General features: G+C 49.7%; 46 protein-coding genes and 1 pseudogene. 40 read left to right on the plus strand and 7 right to left on the minus strand.

The genetic code is table 11. From position 1 onward, the window contains the following. The 3 genes from AACU94_RS21085 to bfr all read left to right on the plus strand — a co-directional run. Nucleotides 1-538: EF-Tu C-terminal domain-related protein (locus AACU94_RS21085; RefSeq protein ID WP_077890497.1), on the plus strand; the 538-nt coding region annotated here is incomplete at its 5' end. A gap of 182 nt (nucleotides 539-720) precedes the next feature. Then, nucleotides 721-915 (plus strand): bacterioferritin-associated ferredoxin, encoded by a 195-nt coding sequence (gene bfd, locus AACU94_RS21090; RefSeq protein WP_000289090.1) that lies wholly within the window; start codon nucleotides 721-723, stop codon nucleotides 913-915. Between the two features lie 72 nt (nucleotides 916-987). After that, nucleotides 988-1464 (plus strand): bacterioferritin, encoded by a 477-nt coding sequence (gene bfr, locus AACU94_RS21095; protein WP_000675515.1) that lies wholly within the window; start codon nucleotides 988-990, stop codon nucleotides 1462-1464. Here bfr and AACU94_RS21100 read toward each other — a convergent pair. Continuing rightward, nucleotides 1461-1928: a prepilin peptidase gene (locus tag AACU94_RS21100; protein WP_130222942.1), complete on the minus strand. Its 468-nt coding sequence runs from the start codon at nucleotides 1926-1928 to the stop codon at nucleotides 1461-1463. The two genes, bfr and AACU94_RS21100, sit on opposite strands and share 4 nt — an antisense overlap. Before the next feature lie 378 nt (nucleotides 1929-2306). Here AACU94_RS21100 and rpsJ point away from each other — a divergent pair, with 378 nt between their 5' ends. The 31 genes and pseudogenes from rpsJ (at nucleotide 2307) to arfA (ending at nucleotide 17145) form a co-directional block, all read left to right on the plus strand. Then, nucleotides 2307-2618: a 30S ribosomal protein S10 gene (gene rpsJ, locus AACU94_RS21105; protein ID WP_001181004.1), complete on the plus strand. Its 312-nt coding sequence runs from the start codon at nucleotides 2307-2309 to the stop codon at nucleotides 2616-2618. Between the two features lie 32 nt (nucleotides 2619-2650). Next, a complete protein-coding gene (rplC, locus tag AACU94_RS21110) occupies nucleotides 2651-3280 on the plus strand; it encodes a 50S ribosomal protein L3 (protein WP_000579833.1) in 630 nt (209 codons plus the stop codon). A gap of 10 nt (nucleotides 3281-3290) precedes the next feature. Next, nucleotides 3291-3896, plus strand: a complete 606-nt coding sequence (gene rplD, locus AACU94_RS21115; protein WP_000424395.1) for a 50S ribosomal protein L4 — start codon at nucleotides 3291-3293, stop codon at nucleotides 3894-3896. Continuing rightward, on the plus strand, nucleotides 3893-4195 hold the full coding sequence (rplW, locus tag AACU94_RS21120; protein ID WP_000617544.1) for a 50S ribosomal protein L23: 303 nt from the start codon (nucleotides 3893-3895) through the stop codon (nucleotides 4193-4195). Before rplD ends, rplW begins: the two co-directional genes overlap by 4 nt. Nucleotides 4196-4212: 17 nt before the next feature. Beyond that, a pseudogene (rplB, locus tag AACU94_RS21125) lies at nucleotides 4213-5033 on the plus strand (50S ribosomal protein L2). A gap of 16 nt (nucleotides 5034-5049) precedes the next feature. Continuing rightward, the gene (gene rpsS / locus AACU94_RS21130) at nucleotides 5050-5328 is read left to right on the plus strand and encodes a 30S ribosomal protein S19 (RefSeq protein WP_001138117.1); all 279 of its coding nucleotides are present in this window, start codon (nucleotides 5050-5052) and stop codon (nucleotides 5326-5328) included. A gap of 14 nt (nucleotides 5329-5342) precedes the next feature. Beyond that, nucleotides 5343-5675, plus strand: a complete 333-nt coding sequence (gene rplV / locus AACU94_RS21135) for a 50S ribosomal protein L22 (protein ID WP_000447529.1) — start codon at nucleotides 5343-5345, stop codon at nucleotides 5673-5675. A gap of 17 nt (nucleotides 5676-5692) precedes the next feature. Next, nucleotides 5693-6394, plus strand: a complete 702-nt coding sequence (gene rpsC / locus AACU94_RS21140) for a 30S ribosomal protein S3 (RefSeq protein WP_000529945.1) — start codon at nucleotides 5693-5695, stop codon at nucleotides 6392-6394. Between the two features lie 12 nt (nucleotides 6395-6406). Beyond that, nucleotides 6407-6817, plus strand: a complete 411-nt coding sequence (gene rplP, locus AACU94_RS21145; protein ID WP_000941212.1) for a 50S ribosomal protein L16 — start codon at nucleotides 6407-6409, stop codon at nucleotides 6815-6817. Then, the gene (rpmC, locus tag AACU94_RS21150; RefSeq protein ID WP_000644741.1) at nucleotides 6817-7008 is read left to right on the plus strand and encodes a 50S ribosomal protein L29; all 192 of its coding nucleotides are present in this window, start codon (nucleotides 6817-6819) and stop codon (nucleotides 7006-7008) included. Before rplP ends, rpmC begins: the two co-directional genes overlap by 1 nt. Continuing rightward, nucleotides 7008-7262, plus strand: coding sequence for a 30S ribosomal protein S17 (gene rpsQ, locus AACU94_RS21155; RefSeq protein WP_000130100.1), 255 nt, complete (start codon nucleotides 7008-7010; stop codon nucleotides 7260-7262). The genes rpmC and rpsQ overlap by 1 nt, the downstream gene beginning before the upstream one ends. A gap of 164 nt (nucleotides 7263-7426) precedes the next feature. After that, nucleotides 7427-7798: a 50S ribosomal protein L14 gene (gene rplN / locus AACU94_RS21160; RefSeq protein ID WP_000613955.1), complete on the plus strand. Its 372-nt coding sequence runs from the start codon at nucleotides 7427-7429 to the stop codon at nucleotides 7796-7798. Nucleotides 7799-7808: 10 nt separating this feature from the next. Then, complete coding sequence (gene rplX / locus AACU94_RS21165) at nucleotides 7809-8123, plus strand: 50S ribosomal protein L24 (RefSeq protein ID WP_000729185.1); 315 nt, start codon at nucleotides 7809-7811, stop codon at nucleotides 8121-8123. A gap of 14 nt (nucleotides 8124-8137) precedes the next feature. Further along, nucleotides 8138-8677 (plus strand): 50S ribosomal protein L5, encoded by a 540-nt coding sequence (gene rplE, locus AACU94_RS21170; protein WP_001096200.1) that lies wholly within the window; start codon nucleotides 8138-8140, stop codon nucleotides 8675-8677. Nucleotides 8678-8691: 14 nt separating this feature from the next. Further along, entirely contained in the window at nucleotides 8692-8997 is a 306-nt protein-coding gene (rpsN, locus tag AACU94_RS21175) for a 30S ribosomal protein S14 (protein WP_001118930.1), read from the plus strand. A 33-nt stretch (nucleotides 8998-9030) separates the two neighbouring features. Further along, complete coding sequence (gene rpsH, locus AACU94_RS21180) at nucleotides 9031-9423, plus strand: 30S ribosomal protein S8 (protein ID WP_000062611.1); 393 nt, start codon at nucleotides 9031-9033, stop codon at nucleotides 9421-9423. 12 nt (nucleotides 9424-9435) lie between these two features. After that, entirely contained in the window at nucleotides 9436-9969 is a 534-nt protein-coding gene (rplF, locus tag AACU94_RS21185; RefSeq protein WP_064524927.1) for a 50S ribosomal protein L6, read from the plus strand. A gap of 9 nt (nucleotides 9970-9978) precedes the next feature. After that, nucleotides 9979-10332, plus strand: a complete 354-nt coding sequence (gene rplR, locus AACU94_RS21190; protein ID WP_000358960.1) for a 50S ribosomal protein L18 — start codon at nucleotides 9979-9981, stop codon at nucleotides 10330-10332. A 14-nt stretch (nucleotides 10333-10346) separates the two neighbouring features. Further along, nucleotides 10347-10850, plus strand: coding sequence for a 30S ribosomal protein S5 (gene rpsE / locus AACU94_RS21195; protein ID WP_000940121.1), 504 nt, complete (start codon nucleotides 10347-10349; stop codon nucleotides 10848-10850). Nucleotides 10851-10853: 3 nt separating this feature from the next. Then, on the plus strand, nucleotides 10854-11033 hold the full coding sequence (rpmD, locus tag AACU94_RS21200) for a 50S ribosomal protein L30 (protein WP_001140433.1): 180 nt from the start codon (nucleotides 10854-10856) through the stop codon (nucleotides 11031-11033). Between the two features lie 3 nt (nucleotides 11034-11036). Beyond that, the gene (gene rplO, locus AACU94_RS21205) at nucleotides 11037-11471 is read left to right on the plus strand and encodes a 50S ribosomal protein L15 (RefSeq protein ID WP_001238917.1); all 435 of its coding nucleotides are present in this window, start codon (nucleotides 11037-11039) and stop codon (nucleotides 11469-11471) included. A gap of 7 nt (nucleotides 11472-11478) precedes the next feature. Further along, a complete protein-coding gene (gene secY, locus AACU94_RS21210) occupies nucleotides 11479-12810 on the plus strand; it encodes a preprotein translocase subunit SecY (protein ID WP_001118861.1) in 1332 nt (443 codons plus the stop codon). Nucleotides 12811-12841: 31 nt separating this feature from the next. Beyond that, complete coding sequence (gene rpmJ, locus AACU94_RS21215; RefSeq protein ID WP_000868187.1) at nucleotides 12842-12958, plus strand: 50S ribosomal protein L36; 117 nt, start codon at nucleotides 12842-12844, stop codon at nucleotides 12956-12958. A 146-nt stretch (nucleotides 12959-13104) separates the two neighbouring features. Then, nucleotides 13105-13461 (plus strand): 30S ribosomal protein S13, encoded by a 357-nt coding sequence (rpsM, locus tag AACU94_RS21220; protein WP_000090775.1) that lies wholly within the window; start codon nucleotides 13105-13107, stop codon nucleotides 13459-13461. Nucleotides 13462-13477: 16 nt separating this feature from the next. After that, entirely contained in the window at nucleotides 13478-13867 is a 390-nt protein-coding gene (rpsK, locus tag AACU94_RS21225) for a 30S ribosomal protein S11 (RefSeq protein WP_001029684.1), read from the plus strand. A gap of 33 nt (nucleotides 13868-13900) precedes the next feature. Then, a complete protein-coding gene (rpsD, locus tag AACU94_RS21230) occupies nucleotides 13901-14521 on the plus strand; it encodes a 30S ribosomal protein S4 (protein WP_000135224.1) in 621 nt (206 codons plus the stop codon). Between the two features lie 25 nt (nucleotides 14522-14546). After that, nucleotides 14547-15536 (plus strand): DNA-directed RNA polymerase subunit alpha, encoded by a 990-nt coding sequence (locus AACU94_RS21235; RefSeq protein WP_001162094.1) that lies wholly within the window; start codon nucleotides 14547-14549, stop codon nucleotides 15534-15536. Between the two features lie 40 nt (nucleotides 15537-15576). Continuing rightward, nucleotides 15577-15960: a 50S ribosomal protein L17 gene (gene rplQ / locus AACU94_RS21240; RefSeq protein WP_001216368.1), complete on the plus strand. Its 384-nt coding sequence runs from the start codon at nucleotides 15577-15579 to the stop codon at nucleotides 15958-15960. Nucleotides 15961-16066: 106 nt separating this feature from the next. After that, a complete protein-coding gene (locus tag AACU94_RS21245; protein ID WP_130217608.1) occupies nucleotides 16067-16435 on the plus strand; it encodes a DnaJ family domain-containing protein in 369 nt (122 codons plus the stop codon). 10 nt (nucleotides 16436-16445) lie between these two features. Further along, a complete protein-coding gene (gene zntR, locus AACU94_RS21250; protein WP_135488563.1) occupies nucleotides 16446-16871 on the plus strand; it encodes a Zn(2+)-responsive transcriptional regulator in 426 nt (141 codons plus the stop codon). A gap of 55 nt (nucleotides 16872-16926) precedes the next feature. Continuing rightward, nucleotides 16927-17145 carry an alternative ribosome-rescue factor ArfA gene (gene arfA / locus AACU94_RS21255; RefSeq protein WP_000092696.1) on the plus strand — a complete coding sequence of 73 codons (219 nt, stop codon included), beginning with the start codon at nucleotides 16927-16929 and terminating at the stop codon, nucleotides 17143-17145. Here arfA and mscL read toward each other — a convergent pair. The 5 genes from mscL to def form a co-directional block, all read right to left on the minus strand. Next, a complete protein-coding gene (gene mscL / locus AACU94_RS21260; protein ID WP_000022442.1) occupies nucleotides 17142-17552 on the minus strand; it encodes a large-conductance mechanosensitive channel protein MscL in 411 nt (136 codons plus the stop codon). The two genes, arfA and mscL, sit on opposite strands and share 4 nt — an antisense overlap. 129 nt (nucleotides 17553-17681) lie before the next feature. Next, a complete protein-coding gene (trkA, locus tag AACU94_RS21265; protein ID WP_000691382.1) occupies nucleotides 17682-19058 on the minus strand; it encodes a Trk system potassium transporter TrkA in 1377 nt (458 codons plus the stop codon). Between the two features lie 21 nt (nucleotides 19059-19079). Next, the gene (gene rsmB, locus AACU94_RS21270) at nucleotides 19080-20369 is read right to left on the minus strand and encodes a 16S rRNA (cytosine(967)-C(5))-methyltransferase RsmB (protein WP_135488564.1); all 1290 of its coding nucleotides are present in this window, start codon (nucleotides 20367-20369) and stop codon (nucleotides 19080-19082) included. Between the two features lie 45 nt (nucleotides 20370-20414). Further along, on the minus strand, nucleotides 20415-21362 hold the full coding sequence (gene fmt / locus AACU94_RS21275; RefSeq protein WP_135488565.1) for a methionyl-tRNA formyltransferase: 948 nt from the start codon (nucleotides 21360-21362) through the stop codon (nucleotides 20415-20417). Nucleotides 21363-21376: 14 nt separating this feature from the next. Continuing rightward, nucleotides 21377-21886, minus strand: a complete 510-nt coding sequence (def, locus tag AACU94_RS21280) for a peptide deformylase (RefSeq protein ID WP_000114984.1) — start codon at nucleotides 21884-21886, stop codon at nucleotides 21377-21379. Between the two features lie 129 nt (nucleotides 21887-22015). On the opposite strand from def, the gene dprA reads away from it, so the two are divergent. The 6 genes from dprA to AACU94_RS21310 are packed head-to-tail and all read left to right on the plus strand — an operon-like array spanning nucleotide 22016 to nucleotide 25810. Further along, the gene (gene dprA / locus AACU94_RS21285; protein ID WP_130206875.1) at nucleotides 22016-23140 is read left to right on the plus strand and encodes a DNA-protecting protein DprA; all 1125 of its coding nucleotides are present in this window, start codon (nucleotides 22016-22018) and stop codon (nucleotides 23138-23140) included. Next, nucleotides 23112-23585, plus strand: coding sequence for a DUF494 family protein Smg (gene smg / locus AACU94_RS21290; RefSeq protein WP_000460680.1), 474 nt, complete (start codon nucleotides 23112-23114; stop codon nucleotides 23583-23585). The genes dprA and smg overlap by 29 nt, the downstream gene beginning before the upstream one ends. A gap of 28 nt (nucleotides 23586-23613) precedes the next feature. Then, entirely contained in the window at nucleotides 23614-24156 is a 543-nt protein-coding gene (locus tag AACU94_RS21295) for a DNA topoisomerase family protein (protein WP_001129723.1), read from the plus strand. A 4-nt stretch (nucleotides 24157-24160) separates the two neighbouring features. After that, the gene (gene tsaC / locus AACU94_RS21300) at nucleotides 24161-24733 is read left to right on the plus strand and encodes an L-threonylcarbamoyladenylate synthase type 1 TsaC (protein ID WP_135488566.1); all 573 of its coding nucleotides are present in this window, start codon (nucleotides 24161-24163) and stop codon (nucleotides 24731-24733) included. Nucleotides 24734-24737: 4 nt separating this feature from the next. Beyond that, entirely contained in the window at nucleotides 24738-25556 is an 819-nt protein-coding gene (gene aroE / locus AACU94_RS21305; RefSeq protein WP_130217596.1) for a shikimate dehydrogenase, read from the plus strand. Beyond that, nucleotides 25553-25810 (plus strand): DUF1488 family protein, encoded by a 258-nt coding sequence (locus AACU94_RS21310; RefSeq protein WP_135488567.1) that lies wholly within the window; start codon nucleotides 25553-25555, stop codon nucleotides 25808-25810. Before aroE ends, AACU94_RS21310 begins: the two co-directional genes overlap by 4 nt. Here the strand turns inward: AACU94_RS21310 and AACU94_RS21315 are convergent. Then, entirely contained in the window at nucleotides 25786-26340 is a 555-nt protein-coding gene (locus AACU94_RS21315) for a gamma carbonic anhydrase family protein (protein WP_135488568.1), read from the minus strand. The genes AACU94_RS21310 and AACU94_RS21315 overlap by 25 nt on opposite strands. Nucleotides 26341-26393: the final 53 nt, after the last annotated feature.

A 26393-nucleotide genomic window follows, 5' to 3' on the forward strand; every position in this document is an offset into this window, starting at 1 on the left:
AGACGTATTCTCCATCTCCGGTCGTGGTACCGTTGTTACCGGTCGTGTAGAACGCGGTATCATCAAAGTTGGTGAAGAAGTTGAAATCGTTGGTATCAAAGAGACTCAGAAGTCTACCTGTACTGGCGTTGAAATGTTCCGCAAACTGCTGGACGAAGGCCGTGCTGGTGAGAACGTAGGTGTTCTGCTGCGTGGTATCAAACGTGAAGAAATCGAACGTGGTCAGGTACTGGCTAAGCCGGGCACCATCAAGCCGCACACCAAGTTCGAATCTGAAGTGTACATTCTGTCCAAAGATGAAGGCGGCCGTCATACTCCGTTCTTCAAAGGCTACCGTCCGCAGTTCTACTTCCGTACTACTGACGTGACTGGTACCATCGAACTGCCGGAAGGCGTAGAGATGGTAATGCCGGGCGACAACATCAAAATGGTTGTTACCCTGATCCACCCGATCGCGATGGACGACGGTCTGCGTTTCGCAATCCGTGAAGGCGGCCGTACCGTTGGCGCGGGCGTTGTTGCTAAAGTTCTGAGCTAATTACGCGTTAATTAGTTTCGAATTAAAAAGGGCGCTTCGGCGCCCTTTTTGCTGCCCGTAATTTGAGCTCGAAATATTTCGTCGTAATTTCGCTGGCTGAACTGTGGCGCAAATAAAACTGTGCTATTGTAATCATAACTATTCTCATTTACACTTTGCGCAGAATTTGAACGGGAGTGATCATGTACGTTTGTTTGTGTAATGGTGTAAGTGACAAAAAAATTCGCCAGGCAGTCCGTCAGTTTCATCCTCAGTCTTTCCAACAATTACGCAAGTTTATTCCTGTGGGAAATCAATGCGGTAAGTGCATTCGCGCCGCACGCGAAGTGATGCAGGACGAGTTGATGCAGATGCCCGAATTTAAAGAGATTGCCTGAAGCTCACGCTTATTTTTTGACATCCCGCTAGCCCCATCTACGCTCTAATAGTGGAAGCGGAGGGACTATAAAATGAAAGGTGATGTTAAAATCATAAATTATCTCAATAAACTATTGGGAAATGAGCTTGTCGCGATCAACCAGTATTTTCTTCATGCCCGTATGTTTAAAAACTGGGGCCTGATGCGCCTTAATGATGTCGAATACCATGAATCTATCGATGAGATGAAGCACGCCGATAAATATATCGAGCGTATTTTGTTCTTAGAAGGGATCCCTAACTTACAGGATTTAGGCAAGCTAGGGATCGGTGAAGATGTCGAAGAGATGCTGCAATCCGACCTGCGATTAGAGCTGGAAGGTGCGAAGGATCTTCGTGAGGCTATCGCTTATGCCGACAGCGTTCATGACTATGTTAGCCGCGATATGATGATCGAAATCCTTGCTGATGAAGAAGGTCATATCGACTGGCTCGAAACTGAACTGGATCTCATCGGTAAAATCGGCCTGCAAAATTATCTGCAATCACAAATTAAAGTTAAAGATTAATAGCCTGACAGCAGACTATCCCAGCCTACAATGAAACCCGCAGCTGCCAGAAATGGCCCAAAAGGCAGCGGGTTTTTTAATGATTCTTTTCCTCTCATGAGCAGACCAATAACTACGGCTCCACAAGCGAATGAGGCGGCAAGGAAAACCAGCCGTGGCAAGAAGGCCCATGTATGCCAGGCGCCAAGGGCGGCGAGAAACTTCACATCACCATAGCCTAATCCTTCTTTATGACGCAGTATGCGATATCCCCAGTAAATGACAGCGAATGTGCCGTAACCAATAATCGCCCCCCATAACGCATCGGCTAAACCGTCAGGATGACAAACCTGATAGAACAAAAGACCTGACCAGAGTAGCGGGCAGGTAAACCTGTCAGGTAACAAGCCATGCTTTGCATCCCAGAAAAAAAGTAGGACTGATAAGCAAACGTACAAAATCAGAAAGGGAAGGGTAGCGACCATAAAACATCCTCTGTAATTGGAGTATCACCATCGAATAACTCCGGATACTCAGCAACAGAGAAATCGCTGATTTGTTAACCAGGTTCCGGTGAAAAACGCTATCTTCACGACCTTACAAATTTCGTGGAATGCAGCTCGCAATCTGTGCGTTGCGATTAATTTCTACCCGATGCTTGCGTCAATCTCAGATTTGCGTATAATACGCGGGCTTGTCGTAGTTGACAGCAGGTTCAATCTGAACCTCAGTTAGCCGAATTTGGCTACCTAACAATGCTCCCAATCGGGGGGCTACGTAAGAACGGTTACACTCTCCCATCAATCGTAATGGGTCTGAGGAGTAATCATTTTCGTTTATAAAATAATTGGAGCTCTGGTCTCATGCAGAACCAAAGAATCCGTATCCGCCTGAAAGCGTTTGATCATCGTCTGATCGATCAAGCAACCGCGGAAATCGTCGAGACTGCCAAGCGCACTGGTGCGCAGGTCCGTGGTCCGATCCCGCTGCCGACACGCAAAGAGCGCTTCACTGTTCTGATCTCTCCGCACGTCAACAAAGACGCGCGCGATCAGTACGAAATCCGTACTCACTTGCGTCTGGTTGACATCGTTGAGCCAACCGAGAAAACCGTTGATGCTCTGATGCGTCTGGATCTGGCTGCCGGTGTAGACGTGCAGATCAGCCTGGGTTAATCAGGTCATTGAGCGATTGAGAGGTTGAAACAATGATTGGTTTAGTCGGTAAAAAAGTGGGTATGACCCGTATCTTCACAGAAGACGGCGTTTCTATCCCAGTAACCGTAATCGAAGTTGAAGCAAACCGCGTTACTCAGGTTAAAGACCTGGCTAACGATGGCTACCGTGCTATTCAGGTAACCACCGGTGCTAAAAAAGCTAACCGTGTGACCAAGCCTGAAGCTGGCCACTTCGCTAAAGCTGGCGTAGAAGCTGGCCGTGGTCTGTGGGAATTCCGCCTGGCTGAAGGCGAAGAGTTCACTGTAGGTCAGAGCATTAGCGTTGAACTGTTTGCTGACGTTAAAAAAGTTGACGTAACTGGCACCTCTAAAGGTAAAGGTTTCGCAGGTACCGTTAAGCGCTGGAACTTCCGTACCCAGGACGCAACCCACGGTAACTCCTTGTCTCACCGCGTTCCGGGTTCTATCGGTCAGAACCAGACTCCGGGCAAAGTGTTCAAAGGCAAGAAAATGGCAGGTCAGATGGGTAACGAACGTGTAACCGTTCAGAGCCTTGACGTAGTACGCGTTGACGCTGAGCGCAACCTGCTGCTGGTTAAAGGTGCTGTCCCGGGTGCAACCGGTAGCGACCTGATCGTTAAACCAGCTGTGAAGGCGTAAGGAGATAGCAATGGAATTAGTATTGAAAGACGCGCAGAGCGCGCTGACTGTTTCCGAAACTACCTTCGGTCGTGATTTCAACGAAGCGCTGGTTCACCAGGTTGTTGTTGCTTATGCAGCCGGTGCTCGTCAGGGTACTCGTGCTCAGAAGACTCGTGCTGAAGTAACTGGTTCCGGTAAAAAACCGTGGCGCCAGAAAGGCACCGGCCGTGCGCGTTCTGGTTCTATCAAGAGCCCGATTTGGCGTTCTGGTGGCGTGACCTTCGCTGCTCGTCCGCAGGACCACAGTCAAAAAGTTAACAAGAAGATGTACCGCGGCGCGCTGAAAAGCATCCTGTCCGAACTGGTACGTCAGGATCGTCTGATCGTTGTCGAGAAGTTCTCTGTAGAAGCACCGAAAACCAAGCTGCTGGCACAGAAACTGAAAGACATGGCTCTGGAAGATGTGCTGATCATCACCGGTGAGCTGGACGAGAACCTGTTCCTGGCTGCGCGCAACCTGCACAAGGTTGACGTACGCGATGCAACTGGTATCGACCCGGTTAGCCTGATCGCCTTCGACAAAGTCGTAATGACTGCTGATGCTGTTAAGCAAGTTGAGGAGATGCTGGCATGATTCGTGAAGAACGTCTGCTGAAGGTGCTGCGTGCACCGCACGTTTCTGAAAAAGCGTCTACTGCGATGGAAAAATCCAACACCATCGTACTCAAAGTTGCTAAAGACGCGACCAAAGCAGAAATCAAAGCTGCTGTGCAGAAACTGTTTGAAGTCGAAGTCGAAGTCGTTAACACCCTGGTAGTTAAAGGGAAAGTTAAACGTCACGGACAGCGTATCGGTCGTCGTAGCGACTGGAAAAAAGCTTACGTCACCCTGAAAGAAGGCCAGAATCTGGACTTCGTTGGCGGCGCTGAGTAAGTCGGAGGAGTAATACAATGGCAGTTGTTAAATGTAAACCGACATCTCCGGGTCGTCGCCACGTTGTTAAAGTGGTTAACCCTGAGCTGCACAAGGGCAAACCTTTTGCTCCGTTGCTGGAAAAAACAGCAAATCCGGTGGTCGTAACAACAATGGCCGTATCACCACTCGTCATATCGGTGGTGGCCACAAGCAGGCTTACCGTATTGTTGACTTCAAACGCAACAAAGACGGTATCCCGGCAGTTGTTGAACGTCTTGAGTACGATCCGAACCGTTCCGCGAACATCGCGCTGGTTCTGTACAAAGACGGTGAACGCCGTTACATCCTGGCCCCTAAAGGCCTGAAAGCTGGCGACCAGATTCAGTCTGGCGTTGATGCTGCAATCAAACCAGGTAACACCCTGCCGATGCGCAACATCCCGGTTGGTTCTACTGTTCACAACGTAGAAATGAAACCAGGTAAAGGCGGTCAGCTGGCACGTTCCGCTGGTACTTACGTTCAGATCGTTGCTCGTGATGGTGCTTATGTCACCCTGCGTCTGCGTTCTGGTGAAATGCGTAAAGTAGAAGCAGACTGCCGTGCAACTCTGGGCGAAGTTGGCAATGCTGAGCATATGCTGCGCGTTCTGGGTAAAGCAGGTGCTGCACGCTGGCGTGGTGTTCGTCCGACCGTTCGCGGTACCGCGATGAACCCGGTAGACCACCCACATGGTGGTGGTGAAGGTCGTAACTTTGGTAAGCACCCGGTAACTCCGTGGGGCGTTCAGACCAAAGGTAAGAAGACCCGCAGCAACAAGCGTACTGATAAATTCATCGTACGTCGCCGTAGCAAATAATTTTAGAGGATAAGCCATGCCACGTTCTCTCAAGAAAGGTCCTTTTATTGACCTGCACTTGCTGAAGAAGGTAGAGAAAGCGGTGGAAAGCGGAGACAAGAAGCCCCTGCGCACTTGGTCCCGTCGTTCAACGATCTTTCCTAACATGATCGGTTTGACCATCGCTGTCCATAATGGTCGTCAGCACGTTCCGGTATTTGTAACCGACGAAATGGTCGGCCACAAACTGGGTGAATTCGCACCGACTCGTACTTATCGCGGCCACGCTGCTGATAAAAAAGCGAAAAAGAAATAAGGTAGGAGGAAGAGATGGAAACTATCGCTAAACATCGCCATGCTCGTTCTTCTGCTCAGAAGGTTCGCCTTGTTGCTGACCTGATTCGCGGTAAGAAAGTGTCGCAGGCTCTGGATATTTTGACCTACACCAACAAGAAAGCGGCTGTACTGGTCAAGAAAGTTCTGGAATCTGCCATTGCTAACGCTGAACACAACGATGGCGCTGACATTGACGATCTGAAAGTTACGAAAATTTTCGTAGACGAAGGCCCGAGCATGAAGCGCATTATGCCGCGTGCAAAAGGTCGTGCAGATCGCATCCTGAAGCGCACCAGCCACATCACTGTGGTTGTGTCCGATCGCTGAGACTCTGGAGACTAGCAATGGGTCAGAAAGTACATCCTAATGGTATTCGCCTGGGTATTGTAAAACCATGGAACTCTACCTGGTTTGCGAACACCAAAGAATTCGCTGACAACCTGGACAGCGATTTTAAAGTACGTCAGTACCTGACAAAGGAACTGGCTAAAGCGTCTGTATCTCGTATCGTTATCGAGCGTCCGGCTAAGAGCATTCGTGTAACCATTCACACTGCTCGCCCGGGTATCGTTATCGGTAAAAAAGGTGAAGACGTAGAAAAACTGCGTAAGGTCGTAGCGGACATCGCTGGCGTTCCTGCACAGATCAACATCGCCGAAGTTCGTAAGCCTGAACTGGACGCAAAACTGGTTGCTGACAGCATCACTTCTCAGCTGGAACGTCGCGTTATGTTCCGTCGTGCTATGAAGCGTGCTGTACAGAACGCAATGCGTCTGGGCGCTAAAGGTATTAAAGTTGAAGTTAGCGGCCGTCTGGGCGGCGCGGAAATCGCACGTACCGAATGGTACCGCGAAGGTCGCGTACCGCTGCACACTCTGCGTGCTGACATCGACTACAACACCTCTGAAGCGCACACCACTTACGGTGTAATCGGCGTTAAAGTGTGGATCTTCAAAGGCGAGATCCTGGGTGGTATGGCTGCTGTTGAACAACCGGAAAAACCGGCTGCTCAGCCTAAAAAGCAGCAGCGTAAAGGCCGTAAATAAGGAGCGTCGCTGATGTTACAACCAAAGCGTACAAAATTCCGTAAAATGCACAAAGGCCGTAACCGCGGTCTGGCGCAGGGTACGGATGTTAGCTTCGGCAGCTTCGGTCTGAAAGCTGTTGGCCGTGGTCGTCTGACTGCACGTCAGATCGAAGCAGCACGTCGTGCTATGACCCGTGCAGTTAAGCGTCAAGGTAAGATCTGGATCCGTGTGTTCCCGGACAAACCGATCACTGAAAAGCCGCTGGCAGTGCGTATGGGTAAAGGTAAAGGTAACGTGGAGTATTGGGTTGCCTTGATTCAGCCGGGTAAAGTCCTGTATGAAATGGACGGTGTTCCGGAAGAGCTGGCCCGTGAAGCATTCAAGCTGGCAGCAGCGAAACTGCCGATTAAAACCACCTTTGTAACTAAGACGGTGATGTAATGAAAGCAAAAGAGCTGCGTGAGAAGAGCGTTGAAGAGCTGAACACCGAGCTGCTGAACCTGCTGCGTGAGCAGTTCAACCTGCGTATGCAGGCTGCAAGTGGCCAGCTGCAACAGTCTCACCTGTTGAAGCAAGTGCGTCGCGATGTCGCACGCGTTAAGACTTTACTGAACGAGAAGGCGGGTGCGTAATGACCGATAAAATCCGTACTCTGCAAGGTCGCGTTGTTAGCGACAAAATGGAGAAATCCATTGTTGTTGCTATCGAACGTTTTGTGAAACACCCGATCTACGGTAAATTCATCAAGCGTACGACCAAACTGCACGTACATGACGAGAACAACGAATGCGGTATCGGTGACGTGGTTGAAATCCGCGAATGCCGTCCGCTGTCCAAGACTAAATCCTGGACGCTGGTTCGCGTTGTAGAGAAAGCGGTTCTGTAATACAGTACACTCTCTCGATACGAATAAACGGCTCAGAAATGAGCCGTTTATTTTTTCTACCCATATCCTTGAAGCGGTGTTATAATGCCGCGCCCTCGATATGGGGATTTTTAACGACCTGATTTTCGGGTCTCAGTAGTAGTTGACATTAGCGGAGCACTAAAATGATCCAAGAACAGACTATGCTGAACGTCGCCGACAACTCCGGTGCACGTCGCGTAATGTGTATCAAGGTTCTGGGTGGCTCGCACCGTCGCTACGCAGGCGTAGGCGACATCATCAAGATCACCATCAAAGAAGCAATTCCGCGTGGTAAGGTCAAAAAAGGTGATGTGCTGAAGGCGGTAGTGGTGCGCACCAAGAAGGGTGTTCGTCGCCCGGACGGTTCTGTCATTCGCTTCGATGGTAATGCTTGTGTTCTTCTGAACAACAACAGCGAGCAGCCTATCGGTACGCGTATTTTTGGGCCGGTAACTCGTGAGCTTCGTAGTGAGAAGTTCATGAAAATTATCTCTCTGGCACCAGAAGTACTCTAAGGAGCGAATCATGGCAGCGAAAATCCGTCGTGATGACGAAGTTATCGTGTTAACCGGTAAAGATAAAGGTAAACGCGGTAAAGTTAAGAATGTCCTGTCTTCCGGCAAGGTCATTGTTGAAGGTATCAACTTGGTTAAGAAACATCAGAAGCCGGTTCCGGCCCTGAACCAACCAGGTGGCATCGTTGAAAAAGAAGCCGCTATTCAGGTTTCCAACGTAGCAATCTTCAATGCGGCAACCGGCAAGGCTGACCGTGTAGGCTTTAGATTCGAAGACGGCAAAAAAGTCCGTTTCTTCAAGTCTAACAGCGAAACTATCAAGTAATTTGGAGTAGTACGATGGCGAAACTGCATGATTACTACAAAGACGAAGTAGTTAAAAAACTCATGACTGAGTTTAACTACAATTCTGTCATGCAAGTCCCTCGGGTCGAGAAGATCACCCTGAACATGGGTGTTGGTGAAGCGATCGCTGACAAAAAACTGCTGGATAACGCAGCAGCAGACCTGGCAGCAATCTCCGGTCAAAAACCGCTGATCACCAAAGCACGCAAATCTGTTGCAGGCTTCAAAATCCGTCAGGGCTATCCGATCGGCTGTAAAGTAACTCTGCGTGGCGAACGCATGTGGGAGTTCTTTGAGCGCCTGATCACTATTGCTGTACCGCGTATCCGTGACTTCCGTGGCTTGTCCGCTAAGTCTTTCGACGGTCGTGGTAACTACAGCATGGGTGTCCGTGAGCAGATCATCTTCCCAGAAATCGACTACGATAAAGTCGACCGCGTTCGTGGTTTGGATATTACCATTACCACTACTGCGAAATCTGACGAAGAAGGCCGTGCTCTGCTGGCTGCCTTTGACTTCCCGTTCCGCAAGTAAGGTAGGGTTACTAAATGGCTAAGCAATCAATGAAAGCACGCGAAGTTAAACGCGTAGCTTTAGCTGATAAATACTTCGCGAAACGCGCTGAACTGAAAGCGATCATCTCTGATGTGAACGCTTCCGACGAAGATCGTTGGAATGCTGTTCTCAAGCTGCAGACTCTGCCGCGTGATTCCAGCCCGTCTCGTCAGCGTAACCGCTGCCGTCAAACAGGTCGTCCGCATGGTTTCCTGCGGAAGTTCGGGTTGAGCCGTATTAAGGTCCGTGAAGCCGCTATGCGCGGTGAAATCCCGGGTCTGAAAAAGGCTAGCTGGTAATTGTCACCAATTGAATCACGGGAGTAAAGACAGATGAGCATGCAAGATCCGATCGCGGATATGCTGACCCGTATCCGTAACGGTCAGGCCGCGAACAAAGCTGCGGTCACCATGCCTTCCTCCAAGCTGAAAGTGGCAATCGCCAACGTGCTGAAGGAAGAAGGTTTTATTGAAGATTTTAAAGTTGAAGGCGACACCAAGCCTGAACTGGAACTTACTCTGAAGTATTTCCAGGGCAAAGCTGTTGTAGAAAGCATTCAGCGTGTCAGCCGCCCAGGTCTGCGCATCTATAAACGTAAAGATGAGCTGCCGAAAGTTATGGCGGGTCTGGGTATCGCAGTTGTTTCTACCTCTAAAGGTGTTATGACTGATCGTGCAGCGCGCCAGGCTGGTCTTGGTGGCGAAATTATCTGCTACGTAGCCTAATCGGAGGAAAAAATGTCTCGTGTTGCTAAAGCACCGGTCGTTGTTCCTGCCGGCGTTGATGTAAAAATCAACGGTCAGGTTATTACGATCAAAGGTAAAAACGGCGAGCTGACTCGTACTCTCAACGATGCTGTTGAAGTTAAACATGCAGATAATACCCTGACCTTCGGTCCGCGTGATGGTTACGCAGACGGTTGGGCTCAGGCTGGTACCGCGCGTGCCCTGCTGAACTCAATGGTTATCGGTGTTACCGAAGGCTTCACTAAGAAGCTGCAGCTGGTTGGTGTAGGTTACCGTGCAGCGGTTAAAGGCAATGTGATTAACCTGTCTCTGGGTTTCTCTCATCCTGTTGACCATCAGCTGCCTGCGGGTATCACTGCTGAATGTCCGACTCAGACTGAAATCGTGCTGAAAGGCGCTGATAAGCAGATGATCGGCCAGGTTGCAGCGGATCTGCGCGCCTACCGTCGTCCTGAGCCTTACAAAGGCAAGGGTGTTCGTTACGCCGACGAAGTCGTGCGTACCAAAGAGGCTAAGAAGAAGTAAGGTAACACTATGGATAAGAAATCTGCTCGTATCCGTCGTGCGACCCGCGCACGCCGCAAGCTCCAGGAGCTGGGCGCAACTCGCCTGGTGGTACATCGTACCCCGCGTCACATTTACGCACAGGTAATTGCACCGAACGGTTCTGAAGTTCTGGTAGCTGCTTCTACTGTAGAAAAAGCTATCGCTGAACAACTGAAGTACACCGGTAACAAAGACGCGGCTGCAGCTGTGGGTAAAGCTGTCGCTGAACGCGCTCTGGAAAAAGGCATCAAAGATGTATCCTTTGACCGTTCCGGGTTCCAATATCATGGTCGTGTCCAGGCACTGGCAGATGCTGCCCGTGAAGCTGGCCTTCAGTTCTAAGGTAGAGGTGTAAGATGGCTCACATCGAAAAACAAGCTGGCGAACTGCAGGAAAAGCTGATCGCGGTAAACCGCGTATCTAAAACCGTTAAAGGTGGTCGTATTTTCTCCTTCACAGCTCTGACTGTAGTTGGCGATGGTAACGGTCGCGTTGGTTTTGGTTACGGTAAAGCGCGTGAAGTTCCAGCAGCGATCCAGAAAGCGATGGAAAAAGCCCGTCGCAATATGATTAACGTCGCGCTGAATAACGGCACTCTGCAACACCCTGTTAAAGGTGTTCATACGGGTTCTCGCGTATTCATGCAGCCGGCTTCCGAAGGTACCGGTATCATCGCCGGTGGTGCAATGCGCGCCGTTCTGGAAGTCGCTGGGGTTCATAACGTTCTGGCTAAAGCGTATGGTTCCACCAACCCGATTAACGTGGTTCGTGCAACTATCGATGGCCTGGAAAATATGAATTCTCCAGAAATGGTCGCTGCCAAGCGTGGTAAATCCGTTGAAGAAATTCTGGGGAAATAAACCATGGCAAAGACTATTAAAATTACTCAAACCCGCAGTGCAATCGGTCGTCTGCCGAAACACAAGGCAACGCTGCTTGGCCTGGGTCTGCGTCGTATTGGTCACACCGTAGAGCGCGAGGATACTCCTGCTATTCGCGGTATGATCAACGCGGTTTCCTTCATGGTTAAAGTTGAGGAGTAAGAGATGCGTTTAAATACTCTGTCTCCGGCCGAAGGCTCCAAAAAGGCGGGTAAACGCCTGGGTCGTGGTATCGGTTCTGGCCTCGGTAAAACCGGTGGTCGTGGTCACAAAGGTCAGAAATCTCGTTCTGGCGGTGGCGTACGTCGCGGTTTCGAGGGTGGTCAGATGCCTCTGTACCGTCGTCTGCCGAAATTCGGCTTCACTTCTCGTAAAGCAGCGATTACAGCCGAAGTTCGTCTGTCTGACCTGGCTAAAGTAGAAGGCGGTGTTGTAGACCTGAACACGCTGAAAGCGGCTAACATTATCGGTATCCAGATCGAGTTCGCGAAAGTGATCCTGGCTGGCGAAGTAACGACTCCGGTAACTGTTCGTGGCCTGCGTGTTACGAAAGGCGCTCGTGCTGCTATCGAAGCTGCTGGCGGTAAAATCGAGGAATAAGTAGCAGATGGCTAAACAACCGGGATTAGATTTTCAAAGTGCCAAAGGTGGCTTAGGCGAGCTGAAACGCAGACTGCTGTTTGTTATCGGTGCGCTGATTGTGTTCCGTATTGGCTCTTTTATTCCGATCCCTGGTATTGATGCCGCTGTACTTGCCAAACTGCTTGAGCAACAGCGAGGCACCATCATTGAGATGTTTAACATGTTCTCTGGTGGTGCTCTCAGCCGTGCTTCTATCTTTGCTCTGGGGATCATGCCGTATATTTCGGCGTCGATCATTATCCAGCTGCTGACGGTGGTTCACCCAACGTTGGCAGAAATTAAGAAAGAAGGGGAGTCTGGTCGTCGTAAGATCAGCCAGTACACCCGTTACGGTACTCTGGTGCTGGCAATATTCCAGTCGATCGGTATTGCTACCGGTCTGCCGAATATGCCTGGTATGCAAGGCTTGGTTATTAACCCGGGCTTTGCATTCTACTTCACCGCTGTTGTAAGTCTGGTCACAGGAACGATGTTCCTGATGTGGTTGGGCGAACAGATCACTGAACGAGGTATCGGCAACGGTATTTCAATCATTATCTTCGCCGGTATTGTCGCGGGACTCCCGCCAGCCATTGCCCATACTATCGAGCAAGCGCGTCAAGGCGACCTGCACTTCCTCGTGTTGCTGTTGGTTGCAGTATTAGTATTTGCAGTGACGTTCTTTGTTGTATTTGTTGAGCGTGGTCAACGCCGCATTGTGGTAAACTACGCAAAACGTCAGCAAGGTCGTCGTGTCTATGCTGCACAGAGCACACATTTACCGCTGAAAGTGAATATGGCGGGGGTAATCCCGGCAATCTTCGCTTCCAGTATTATTCTGTTCCCGGCTACCATCGCGTCATGGTTCGGGGGCGGTACTGGTTGGAACTGGCTGACAACAATTTCGCTGTATTTGCAGCCTGGGCAACCGCTTTATGTGTTACTCTATGCGTCTGCAATCATCTTCTTCTGTTTCTTCTACACGGCGTTGGTTTTCAACCCGCGTGAAACAGCAGATAACCTGAAGAAGTCCGGTGCATTTGTACCAGGAATTCGTCCGGGAGAGCAAACGGCGAAGTATATCGATAAAGTAATGACCCGCCTGACCCTGGTTGGTGCGCTGTACATTACCTTTATCTGCCTGATCCCGGAGTTCATGCGTGATGCAATGAAAGTACCGTTCTACTTCGGTGGGACCTCACTGCTTATCGTTGTTGTCGTGATTATGGACTTTATGGCTCAAGTGCAAACTCTGATGATGTCCAGTCAGTATGAGTCTGCATTGAAGAAGGCGAACCTGAAAGGCTACGGCCGATAATTGGTCGCCCGAGAAGTTACGGAGAGTAAAAATGAAAGTTCGTGCTTCCGTCAAGAAATTATGCCGTAACTGCAAAATCGTTAAGCGTGATGGTGTCATCCGTGTGATTTGCAGTGCCGAGCCGAAGCATAAACAGCGCCAAGGCTGATTTATTCGCATATTTTTCTTGCAAAGTTGGGTTGAGCTGGCTAGATTAGCCAGCCAATCTTTTGTATGTCTGTGCGTTTCCATTTGAGTATCCTGAAAACGGGCTTTTCAGCATGGAACGTACATATTAAATAGTAGGAGTGCATAGTGGCCCGTATAGCAGGCATTAACATTCCTGATCATAAGCATGCCGTAATCGCATTAACTTCGATTTATGGCGTCGGCAAGACCCGTTCTAAAGCCATCCTGGCTGCAGCGGGTATCGCTGAAGATGTTAAGATCAGTGAGCTGTCTGAAGGACAAATCGACACGCTGCGTGACGAAGTTGCCAAATTTGTCGTTGAAGGTGATCTGCGCCGTGAAATCAGCATGAGCATCAAGCGCCTGATGGATCTTGGTTGCTATCGCGGTTTGCGTCATCGTCGTGGTCTACCGGTTCGCGGTCAGCGTACCAAGACCAACGCACGTACCCGTAAGGGTCCGCGCAAACCGATCAAGAAATAATCGGGGTGATTGAATAATGGCAAAGGCACCAATTCGTGCACGTAAACGTGTAAGAAAACAAGTCTCTGACGGCGTGGCTCATATCCATGCTTCTTTCAACAACACCATCGTGACTATCACTGATCGTCAGGGTAACGCGTTGGGTTGGGCAACAGCCGGTGGTTCCGGTTTCCGTGGTTCTCGCAAATCCACTCCGTTTGCAGCTCAGGTTGCAGCAGAGCGTTGCGCTGACGCCGTGAAAGAATACGGCATCAAGAATCTGGAAGTTATGGTTAAAGGTCCGGGTCCAGGCCGCGAATCTACTATTCGTGCTCTGAACGCCGCAGGTTTCCGCATCACTAACATTACTGATGTGACTCCGATCCCTCATAACGGTTGTCGTCCGCCGAAAAAACGTCGCGTATAACGCTTCGTTTTCCAGGTTTGTTGGAGAAAGAAAATGGCAAGATATTTGGGTCCTAAGCTCAAGCTGAGCCGTCGTGAGGGCACCGACTTATTCCTTAAGTCTGGCGTTCGCGCGATCGATACCAAGTGTAAAATTGAACAAGCTCCTGGCCAGCACGGTGCGCGTAAACCGCGTCTGTCTGACTATGGTGTGCAGTTGCGTGAAAAGCAAAAAGTTCGCCGTATCTATGGTGTGCTGGAGCGTCAGTTCCGTAACTACTACAAAGAAGCAGCACGTCTGAAAGGCAACACCGGTGAAAACCTGTTGGCTCTGCTGGAAGGTCGTCTGGACAACGTTGTATACCGTATGGGCTTCGGTGCCACTCGTGCAGAAGCACGTCAGCTGGTTAGCCATAAAGCAATTATGGTAAACGGTCGTGTTGTTAACATCGCTTCTTATCAGGTTAGTCCGAATGACGTTGTAAGCATTCGTGAGAAAGCGAAGAAGCAGTCTCGCGTGAAAGCCGCTCTGGAGCTGGCTGAGCAGCGTGAAAAGCCAACCTGGCTGGAAGTTGATGCTGGCAAGATGGAAGGTACGTTTAAGCGTAAGCCGGAGCGTTCTGATCTGTCTGCGGACATTAACGAACACCTGATCGTCGAGCTTTACTCCAAGTAAAGCTTAGTACCAAAGAGAGGACACAATGCAGGGTTCTGTGACAGAGTTTCTAAAACCGCGCCTGGTTGATATCGAGCAAGTGAGTTCGACGCACGCCAAGGTGACCCTTGAGCCTTTAGAGCGTGGCTTTGGCCATACTCTGGGTAACGCACTGCGCCGTATTCTGCTCTCATCGATGCCGGGTTGCGCGGTGACCGAGGTTGAGATTGATGGTGTACTACATGAGTACAGCACCAAAGAAGGCGTTCAGGAAGATATCCTGGAAATCCTGCTCAACCTGAAAGGGCTGGCGGTGAGAGTTCAGGGCAAAGATGAAGTTATTCTTACCTTGAATAAATCTGGCATTGGCCCTGTGACTGCAGCCGATATCACCCACGACGGTGATGTCGAAATCGTCAAGCCGCAGCACGTGATCTGCCACCTGACCGATGAGAACGCGTCTATTAGCATGCGTATCAAAGTTCAGCGCGGTCGTGGTTATGTGCCGGCTTCTACCCGAATTCATTCGGAAGAAGATGAGCGCCCAATCGGCCGTCTGCTGGTCGACGCATGCTACAGCCCTGTAGAGCGTATTGCCTACAATGTTGAAGCAGCGCGTGTAGAACAGCGTACCGACCTGGACAAGCTGGTCATCGAAATGGAAACCAACGGCACAATCGATCCTGAAGAGGCGATTCGTCGTGCGGCAACCATTCTGGCTGAACAACTGGAAGCTTTCGTTGACTTACGTGATGTACGTCAGCCGGAAGTGAAAGAAGAGAAACCAGAGTTCGATCCGATCCTGCTGCGCCCTGTTGACGATCTGGAATTGACTGTCCGCTCTGCTAACTGCCTTAAAGCAGAAGCTATCCACTATATCGGTGATCTGGTACAACGTACCGAGGTTGAGCTCCTTAAAACGCCTAACCTTGGTAAAAAATCTCTTACTGAGATTAAAGACGTGCTGGCTTCCCGTGGACTGTCTCTGGGTATGCGCCTGGAAAACTGGCCACCGGCAAGCATCGCTGACGAGTAACCGGATCACAGGTTAAGGTTTTACTGAGAAGGATAAGGTCATGCGCCATCGTAAGAGTGGTCGTCAACTGAACCGCAACAGCAGCCATCGCCAGGCTATGTTCCGCAATATGGCAGGTTCACTGGTTCGTCATGAAATCATCAAGACGACTCTGCCTAAAGCGAAAGAGCTGCGCCGCGTAGTTGAGCCGCTGATTACTCTTGCCAAGACTGATAGCGTTGCTAATCGTCGTCTGGCATTCGCCCGTACTCGTGATAACGAGATCGTGGCAAAACTGTTTAACGAACTGGGCCCGCGTTTCGCGAGCCGTGCCGGTGGTTACACTCGTATTCTGAAGTGTGGCTTCCGTGCAGGCGACAACGCGCCGATGGCTTACATCGAGCTGGTTGATCGTTCAGAGAAAGCAGAAGCTGCTGCAGAGTAATCTGAAGCAACGTAAAAAAACCCGCCCCGGCGGGTTTTTTTATATCTGTAGTATCCCCACTTATCTACAATAGCTGTACTCTTTTTGTTCATCCCCTGGAGTATTTATGTGGTTACTTGACCAGTGGGCAGAGCGCCATATTACTGAAGCACAGGCTAAAGGTGAGTTTGAAAATCTCCCAGGCAGTGGTGAACCATTAATCCTGGAAGATGACACACACGTGCCGCCGGAACTGCGTGCGGGCTATCGCTTGTTAAAGAATTCCGGCTGTTTACCGCCAGAACTTGAGCAGCGGAAGGAAGCAATTCAGCTTTTGGATATTCTCAGAGGCATTCGTCAGGATGATCCGAAATATCAAGAGGTTAGCCGCCAGTTATCTTTACTGGAGTTAAAACTGCGGCAGGCAGGTTTGAGCACTGAATTTTTACGTGGCGAATATGCAGATAAGCTTCTGAATAAAATTAATGACAACTGAGAGATAATTTATGTATCGCATTGGTGAGTTGGCAAAACTGGCAGAAGTTACGCCCGACACAATACGTTATTACGAAAAACAGCAGATGATGGATCATGAAGTTCGTACGGTAGGAGGCTTTCGTCTGTATACCGAACGCGATCTCCAACGGTTGAAATTTATTAGGCATGCCAGACAACTTGGTTTCAGTCTGGAGTCGATCCGTGAGTTGCTGTCGATCCGTATCGATCCTGAACATCATACTTGTCAGGAATCAAAAGGTATTGTGCAGGAAAGATTACAGGAAGTGGAAGCGCGGATAGCCGAGTTGCAGAGCATGCAGCGTTCCTTGCAACGTCTTAACGATGCCTGTTGTGGTAGCGCCCATAGCAGCGTTTATTGCTCTATCCTTGAAGCTCTTGAACAAGGAGCCAGCGGTGTCAAAGCAGGTTGTTGATTTTTTGCACTGACGGGATTACACTCGCGCCGTTAAATAACCAACTGGAGTTTTTATGAGCCGATATCAGCATACGAAAGGGCAGATAAAGGATAATGCGATTGAAGCATTACTACATGACCCTTTGTTCAGACAGCGTGTAGAAAAAAATAAAAAAGGGAAAGGCAGTTATATGCGAAAAGGAAAACATGGCAATCGGGGTAACTGGGAGGCCAGTGGCAAGAAAGTAAATCACTTTTTTACCACTGGCCTTCTGCTTTCAGGCGCTTGTTAAGATCGGTTATTTTGCTCTTTCAGCAAATCACGAATCTCTGTCAGTAATACTTCTTCTTTAGTTGGTGCAGGTGCTGCTGCAGGTTCTTCTTTCTTACGATTCAGTTTGTTGATTAGCTTAATCGCCATAAAGATGGCAAAGGCCACAATCAGAAAATCAAAGACGTTTTGAATGAAGACACCGTAATGCATCACAACAGCAGGGATATCCCCCTGCGCATCGCGTAGCGTGACAGCAAACTGTTTAAAATCGATCCCGCCAATTAATAAGCCCAAAGGTGGCATGATGATATCGGCAACCAGCGAAGAGACGATCTTCCCGAATGCCGCACCGATAATGACACCCACCGCCAAATCCACCACGTTCCCGCGCATCGCAAATTCGCGAAATTCTTTAATAATGCTCATGTTATTCTCCCTATGAAGCCGACAACCATAAGTCTAACAAATGTTAAGCTATTTTCCTGCCAGGAATGAATTTAATTAATCCTTGATATTCAAAGGGAAATAATAAGGCGTCATTAGACGCCTTATTAATTACAAAAAGAAAGGACTTGGCTGGAAGAGTCTTTCGACGTCGGTAATAAACTTTTTATCTGTGAGGAACATAATTACGTGATCGCCTTGCTCAATGCGCAGATTGTCATTGGCAATCATCACGTCGTTTCCACGTACCACCGCTCCAATAATCGTTCCCGGCGGTAGCTTGATTTCATCAATGACTCTGCCGACAACGCGCGAGGTGCTTTCATCACCGTGAGCAACGGCTTCAATAGCTTCTGCTACGCCGCGGCGCAATGAGGAAACACCAACAATATCTGCTTTTCGCACATGACTAAGCAACGCAGAAATAGTTGCTTGTTGTGGTGAAATCGCAATATCGATCACGCTCCCCTGAACCAGATCCACATAAGCGCGACGCTGGATCAATACCATCACCTTTTTCGCACCCATACGTTTGGCGAGCATGGCTGACATGATATTGGCCTCGTCATCGTTGGTGACGGCAATAAACAGATCAACTTGATCGATATGTTCTTCGGCCAGCAGTTCTTGATCCGACGCATCACCAAAAAAGACGATCGTATTCTGCAACTTTTCCGCCAGTTCGGCAGCGCGCTGCTGATTACGTTCGATGAGTTTGACGCTGTAATCTTTTTCCAGACGACGCGCCAGCCCTGCACCGATATTACCGCCACCAACCAGCATGATCCGCTTATACGGTTTTTCCAGTCGCTGTAATTCACTCATCACCGCGCGTATATGCTGCGAGGCGGCAATAAAGAATACTTCATCACCGGCTTCAACAATAGTCGAACCTTGCGGGCGGATAGGACGGTCGTGGCGGAAAATTGCCGCCACGCGGGTATCGATATGTGGCATATGCTCGCGCATGGTCGAAAGCGCATTACCAATAAGCGGGCCACCATAATAGGCTTTTACCACTGCAAGGCTCACTTTGCCCTCAGCGAAGTTCACCACCTGCAATGCGCCGGGATACTCAATCAGTCGGTAAATATTATCGATAACCAACTGCTCTGGTGCGATCAGATGATCAATCGGTACAGCATCTGAATGAAATAGCTTATCGGCATCGCGCACGTAGTCTGGTGAGCGGATACGAGCGATGCGATTAGGGGTGTTGAAAAGTGAGTAGGCTACCTGGCAGGCAACCATATTGGTTTCATCTGAACTGGTTACAGCAACCAGCATATCGGCGTCGTCGGCACCTGCCTCCCGCAATACGCGTGGATGAGAGCCATGCCCCTGCACGACTCGCAGGTCAAATTTATCCTGCAAGGTCCGCAGACGCTCACCGTTGGTATCGACAACAGTAATATCGTTGTTCTCGCCAACCAGGTTTTCCGCCAGTGTGCCGCCAACCTGACCGGCACCCAGAATGATAATTTTCATCAGTCGCGACCCGTTATCTCATCACTTTTTGATTAGCTTAGCGTAAAAGAAGCCGTCGCCCTCTTCAGCACCAGGCAGATTTTGCTTACCCGGTTGTTCTGGTGTTCCGGTGTCGCAAAGTTTGGCATCAGCGGTGCGTTGCAAGAAGGCTTTAATCTGCTGGCTATTCTCTTCCGGTAACACCGAGCAGGTGGCATAAACCAGCGTTCCGCCAGATTTTAAATGTGGCCAGATGGCGTCGAGAATTTCAGACTGCAGTTGCGCGAGTTCCGGGATATCGCGATCGCGACGTAACCACTTGATATCCGGATGGCGACGAATCACACCCGTTGCTGAACAAGGCGCATCTAATAAAATGCGATCGAACTGTTGCTCGCCACACCATTGGGAAGGGGAGCGGCCATCACCTTGTTTCACGGTCGCCTTCATACCAAGGCGTTTTAAATTGTCGTAAACGCGAGAGAGACGCTGTTCGTCAATATCAACCGCAACAACCTGCGCTTCTGGTGCCACCTCAAGGATATGCGTTGTTTTACCGCCGGGGGCGGCACAGAGATCCAAAATGTGTTCACCGTTTTGTGGCGCAAGCCAGGTCATGCAACCTTGTGCTGATGCATCCTGAACGGTAACCCATCCGTCTTCAAAACCAGGTAGCGCATGAACAGGTGTAGGTGTTTCCAGACGTACAGCATCAGGGTAATCCGCATGCGGGAAACCTTTCATTCCTGCTTCATCCAGCAATGCAAGCCAGCTGTCGCGGGAATGATGCGTACGATTAACGCGCAGCCACATTGGCGGACGCTGGTTATTGGCTTCGACGATGGATTGCCACTGCTCTGGATACGCTTTTTGCAGACGCTTCAGCAACCAGGAGGGATGCAGATAACGTGCATCACTGGCATTAAACTCGGCTAATAACTCTTCTTGCTGACGCTGGAACTGACGTAATACGCCGTTAATCAACCCTTTAAGTTGCGGGCGCTTAATTGTGACAGCGCCTTCAACCGTTTCAGCCAGCGCAGCATGCGGTGGAATGCGGGTATAAAGCAGTTGATACAAACCAACCATAATCAGGTAATGCACGGTCCGCTGTTTGCCGGTCATCGGACGGGCCATTAACTTATTAATCAGCCAGTCTAACTGTGAAAGCGTGCGCAGTACGCCAAAGCACAACTCTTGAAGAAGTGCTTTGTCTTTATCGGAAACCTTTTGCTGGAGCGCTGGCAAAATGTTGCTTAATGATTGCCCTTGCTCGACGACTTGTTCAACGGCCTGGGCCGCCATGCTACGTAAATTACGTTGTTTTTTCATAAGTATAAAAATGCCCGGCAAGACCGGGCTTAGAAGAGTGGACTATCAGGCCAGACGCTTGCCCGGAACAAACCATTCCCGACGAGAATTCAGGAGGTCTTGTGCGCTCATCGCTTTCTTACCCGCAGGTTGTAACGAGAGCAGGTTCAGGATGCCATCACCAGTCGCAACCTGGATGCCTTGTTTGTTGGCTTCAAGGATCGTTCCTGGGGCAGCGTTGGTTACCGTATCAATGACCGACGCTTTCCAGACTTTAACCGGCTGTCCTTCAATTTCCAGCCAGCTCATTGGCCATGGATTGAAAGCGCGAATGCAGCGTTCAAGCTGTGCTGCCGAAAGTGACCAGTCAATACGCGCTTCTTCTTTACTCAACTTTTCGGCGTAAGTAACAAGAGTTTCATCCTGAATTTCTGGTTTCGCCGTGCCGTCTGCCAGTTGTTTCAATGTGGCGATAAGGCCTTGTGGGCCAAGCTCTGCCAGTTTGTCATATAACGTGCCGCTGGTATCTTCTGCGGTAATCGGGCAGGAGAGCTTATAGAGCATGTCACCGGTGTCTAAACCAACATCCATTTGCATAATGGTCACACCAGTTTCTGCATCACCCGCCCACAGCGAACGTTGGATTGGCGCGGCGCCGCGCCAGCGCGGCAGCAGTGAACCATGAACATTGATGCATCCAAGACGCGGCATTTCCAGCACCGCTTTAGGCAGAATCAGCCCATAGGCGACGACGACCATAACATCAGCCTGCAGATCGGCGACCAGTTGCTGGTTTTCTTGTGGACGCAGGGAAACAGGTTGAAAAACGGGTAGACCTTTTTCCTCAGCCAGAACTTTAACCGGGCTGGGCATCAGTTTTTTACCGCGTCCTGCCGGTCGGTCTGGCTGGGTGAACACGCCAACGACGTTATGACCAGAAGACAACAGCGCGTCGAGATGACGCGCTGCAAAGTCAGGTGTTCCCGCAAAAATAATACGTAGTGATTCTGACACGTTAGTTCTTATCCTTAAGCCCGGGCTTTCAGACGATCCAGTTTTTCAACTTTCTGACGAATACGTTGTTGTTTCAGCGGTGACAGGTAATCCATGAACAGTTTACCGACCAGGTGATCCATCTCATGCTGAATGCAGATGGCTAACAGACCATCAGCTTCCAGTTCAAATGGTTTACCATCGCGGTCCAGGGCGCGAATTTTCACTTTCTCTGCGCGCGGCACTAAAGCACGCTGTTCAGGGATCGACAGGCAACCTTCTTCAATGCCTGTTTCGCCGCTTTTTTCTAAAAGCTCCGGATTGATTAACACCAGCCGTTCGTCGCGGTTTTCCGAAACATCAATAACAATGATACGTTGATGGATATCAACCTGGGTTGCCGCCAGGCCAATACCTTCTTCCGCGTACATCGTCTCGAACATATCATCGACGATACGCTGAATTTCTGCATTCACTTCTTCTACCGGTTTAGCAACTTTGCGAAGCCGCTCGTCCGGAATATGTAACACTTGCAAAACTGACATAAATCTCCAGAGATGTGTTCAGGAGTTAGAAAGATTATTTCTTCTATTCTAGACAAATCCCCCTCTGATTGACAGCATCACTGACCAATCGCAAAGATTGCTAAGGCTGCTTATGGCAGGGAGATAAGGATGGTCGATACCGAAATTTGGCTGCGTTTAATGAGCATCAGCAGCTTGTACGGCGATGATATGGTCCGCATTGCTCACTGGCTGGTAGAACAGCCAAATATTGATGCAGTTGTACTGCAGCAAACAGGGCTTTCATCGCGACAGGCACAACGCTTTCTTACATTTTCACAGCAGAGTATTGAAAGCTCACTTTGTTGGCTGGAGCAACCTAACCATCATTTAATCCCAGCGGACAGTGAATTTTATCCTCCTCAACTTATTGCAACGGCTGATTATCCAGGTGCACTGTTTGTTGCTGGTGATCTACAAGCGCTGCAATCATTTCAGTTGGCCGTAGTGGGAAGCCGGGCGCATTCATGGTATGGCGAACGGTGGGGGCGGCTGTTATGTGAGGCGCTGGCGGCGCGAGGCGTGACAATTACCAGTGGGCTGGCGCGCGGAATCGATGGTGTAGCGCATAAAGCGGCCTTGCAGGTAAATGGTGTCAGTGTTGCTGTGCTGGGGAATGGGCTAAATACCATTCATCCGCGTCGCCATGCCCGACTTGCTACCAGTCTGCTTGAACATGGTGGGGCTCTTGTCTCGGAGTTTCCCCTTGATACCCCTCCTCTTGCTTACAATTTCCCGCGAAGAAATCGCATTATTAGTGGTCTAAGTAAAGGTGTACTGGTGGTGGAAGCGGCTTTGCGCAGTGGTTCACTGGTGACAGCGCGTTGTGCGCTTGAGCAGGGACGTGAAGTCTTTGCTTTGCCCGGTCCATTAGGGAGTCCCGGAAGTGAAGGCCCCCACTGGCTTATAAAACAAGGTGCGATTCTTGTGACGGAACCGGAAGAAATTCTGGAAAATTTGCAATATGGATTGCACTGGTTGCCAGATGCCCATGAAAAATCATTTTATTCATCAGATCAGGAAGACGTGGCATTGCCATTTCCTGAGCTCCTGGCTAACGTAGGAGATGAGGTAACACCTGTTGACGTCGTCGCTGAACGTGCCGGCCAACCTGTGCCAGAGGTAGTTACTCAACTACTTGAACTGGAGTTAGCAGGATGGATCGCAGCTGTACCCGGCGGCTATGTCCGATTGAGGAGGGCATGCCATGTTCGACGTACTAATGTATTTGTTTGAAACCTATATTCACACTGAAGCTGAGTTGCGTGTGGATCAAGACAAACTTGAACAGGATCTTACCGACGCAGGTTTTGAGCGAGAAGATATCTACAATGCCCTGCTATGGCTGGAAAAACTTGCTGATTATCAGGAAGGGTTGGCAGAACCGATGCAACTGGCCTCGGATCCTCTCTCCATGCGTATTTATACACCGGAAGAGTGTGAACGACTGGATGCCAGCTGCCGTGGGTTTCTGCTTTTCCTTGAGCAGATTCAGGTGCTCAACCTTGAAACCCGTGAAATGGTGATAGAGCGAGTGCTCGCGCTGGATAACGCAGAGTTCGAACTGGATGATCTGAAATGGGTGATCCTGATGGTGTTGTTCAACATCCCGGGCTGCGAAAATGCGTACCAGCAAATGGAAGAATTACTCTTTGAAGTGAATGAAGGTATGCTGCATTAATCATTTCTTTAATTCAGCATAAGTTGTTATGGCGAAATCAGCACTGTTCACGGTGCGTAATAATGAGTCCTGCCCAAAGTGCGGGGCTGAACTGGTTATTCGATCCGGGAAACACGGTCCGTTTCTTGGGTGCTCACAGTATCCGGCGTGTGACTACGTCCGTCCTCTGAAATCTTCAGCGGATGGGCATATCGTCAAAGTTCTGGAGGGGCAGGTTTGCCCTGCATGCGGAGCAAATCTGGTATTACGCCAGGGACGCTTTGGTATGTTTATTGGTTGCAGTAACTACCCTGAATGCGAACATACCGAGCTTATCGATAAACCGGACGAAACAGCAATTACCTGTCCTCAATGTCGGACGGGCCATCTGGTCCAGCGCCGCTCCCGTTATGGCAAAACATTTCACTCCTGTGATCGCTACCCTGAGTGTCAATTTGCTATTAACTTCAAACCAATAGCCGGAGAGTGCCCTGAGTGTCATTATCCGCTACTCATCGAAAAGAAAACCGCGCAGGGTGTTAAACATTTCTGTGCCAGTAAACAATGTGGAAAGCCGGTTTCGGCGGAATAATAACGTGAATAATAACCTGCAAGGAGACGCTATCGCAGCTGCGATAGATGTCCTCAATGAAGAACGTGTCATCGCCTATCCAACGGAAGCTGTTTTTGGTGTCGGGTGCGATCCTGATAGCGAAACAGCAGTGATGCGGCTGTTGGAATTAAAACAGCGTCCGGTTGATAAGGGGCTGATTTTAATCGCGGCAAATTACGAGCAGCTTAAACCCTATATTGATGACAGCATGCTGACTGGCGCGCAGCGTGAAACCATTTTTTCTCGCTGGCCTGGTCCTGTCACCTTTGTCTTTCCCGCGCCTGCGACAACACCACGATGGTTGACGGGCCGCTTTGATTCGCTTGCTGTACGAGTCACCGACCATCCATTGGTGGTTGCTTTGTGCCAGGCTTATGGTAAACCGCTGGTTTCTACCAGTGCCAACTTGAGTGGATTGCCACCTTGTCGAACAATAGAGGAAGTTCACGCACAGTTTGGTGCTGATTTCCCGGTTGTGCGAGGTGAAACGGGCGGTCGTTTAAATCCTTCAGAAATTCGTGATGCCCTGACGGGTGAACTGTTTCGACAGGGGTAACATAATGGAAACCTATGCTGTTTTTGGTAATCCGATAGCCCACAGCAAATCGCCATTCATTCATCAGCAATTTGCTCAGCAACTGAATATTGAACATCCCTATGGCCGCGTGCTGGCACCCATCAATGATTTCATCAACACGCTAAACGCTTTCTTTAGTGCTGGTGGTAAAGGTGCGAATGTGACAGTGCCTTTTAAAGAAGAGGCTTTTGCCAGAGCAGATGAGCTTACTGAACGGGCAGCGTTGGCTGGTGCTGTTAATACCCTCAAGCGGTTAGAAGATGGACGCCTGCTGGGTGACAATACCGATGGTGTAGGCTTGTTAAGCGATCTGGAACGTCTGTCTTTTATTCGCTCCGGTTTACGTATTCTGCTTATCGGCGCTGGTGGGGCATCTCGTGGGGTATTACTGCCGCTTCTCTCTCTGGACTGTGCGGTGACAATCACTAACCGAACGGTTTCTCGCGCGGAAGAGTTGGCTAAATTGTTTGCGCACACTGGAAGTGTTCAGGCGTTGGGTATGGACGAACTGGAAGGCCACGAGTTCGATCTTATTATTAACGCGACATCCAGTGGCATTAGTGGAGATGTTCCGGCGATCCCGGCATCGCTCGTCCATTCAGGTATTTGTTGTTATGACATGTTCTACCAGAAGGGAAAAACGCCCTTTCTGGCATGGTGTGAACAGCAAGGCTCAAAACGTAATGCGGATGGATTGGGGATGTTAGTGGCGCAGGCGGCTCATGCCTTTCTTCTCTGGCACGGTGTTCTGCCTGACGTAGCACCAGTTATAAAGCAATTGCAGGAGGAGTTGTCCGCGTGAATCAGGCCACCCAGTTTCCAGACAGGGAAGAGTGGAACGAGAGTAAAAAATGCGTTTGTTTTCCAGCTCTTGTAAATGGTATGCAGCTCACTTGCGCTATTACTGGAGAGAGTCTGGCGAACCGCTTTGCAGGAGATACGCCAGAACAGTGGTTAGCGAGTTTTCGTCAGCATCGCTGGGACCTGGAGGAAGAAGCGGAAAACTTAATTCAGGAACAAAGTGAAGATGATCAAGGTTGGGTCTGGTTACCCTGATCCAGATATTCGTCCTTCCATTTCACGTAATTATTTGCGGAATAGCGTAACCCAGCCTTCTCTTCATCACTTAACGGGCGGATCTGTTTGACGGGGGTACCGAGATACAGATATCCGCTCTCCAGCCGTTTATTTTGTGGGACCAGGCTACCCGCACCAATCATTACATCATCTTCTACTATTGCGCCATCAAGTAAAATTGAGCCCATCCCAACCAAAACTCGATTGCCAATGGTGCAGCCGTGGAGCATCACTTTATGTCCAACCGTAACGTCTTCACCGACGATCAGCGGATTGCCTTGTGGATTAGCCGTTGATTTATGGGTCACGTGTAAGACGCTACCATCCTGAATATTAGTGCGGGCACCGATTTGTACATAATTCACATCGCCACGAATCACAACGAGCGGCCAGATCCCCACATCATCAGCCAGGCGGGCGTCACCAATAACCACACTACTACTGTCGATCATTACGCGCTGACCGATTTGTGGAAAAAGATCGCGGTATGGGCGTAAAACATCAGACATACTTACCTCAACAATAAATGATTTACTAATGACTTTGGGTGCATTATTGGCCT

The sequence above is a fragment of the Escherichia sp. E4702 genome, from assembly GCF_963883545.1.
Lineage (GTDB): Bacteria > Pseudomonadota > Gammaproteobacteria > Enterobacterales > Enterobacteriaceae > Escherichia.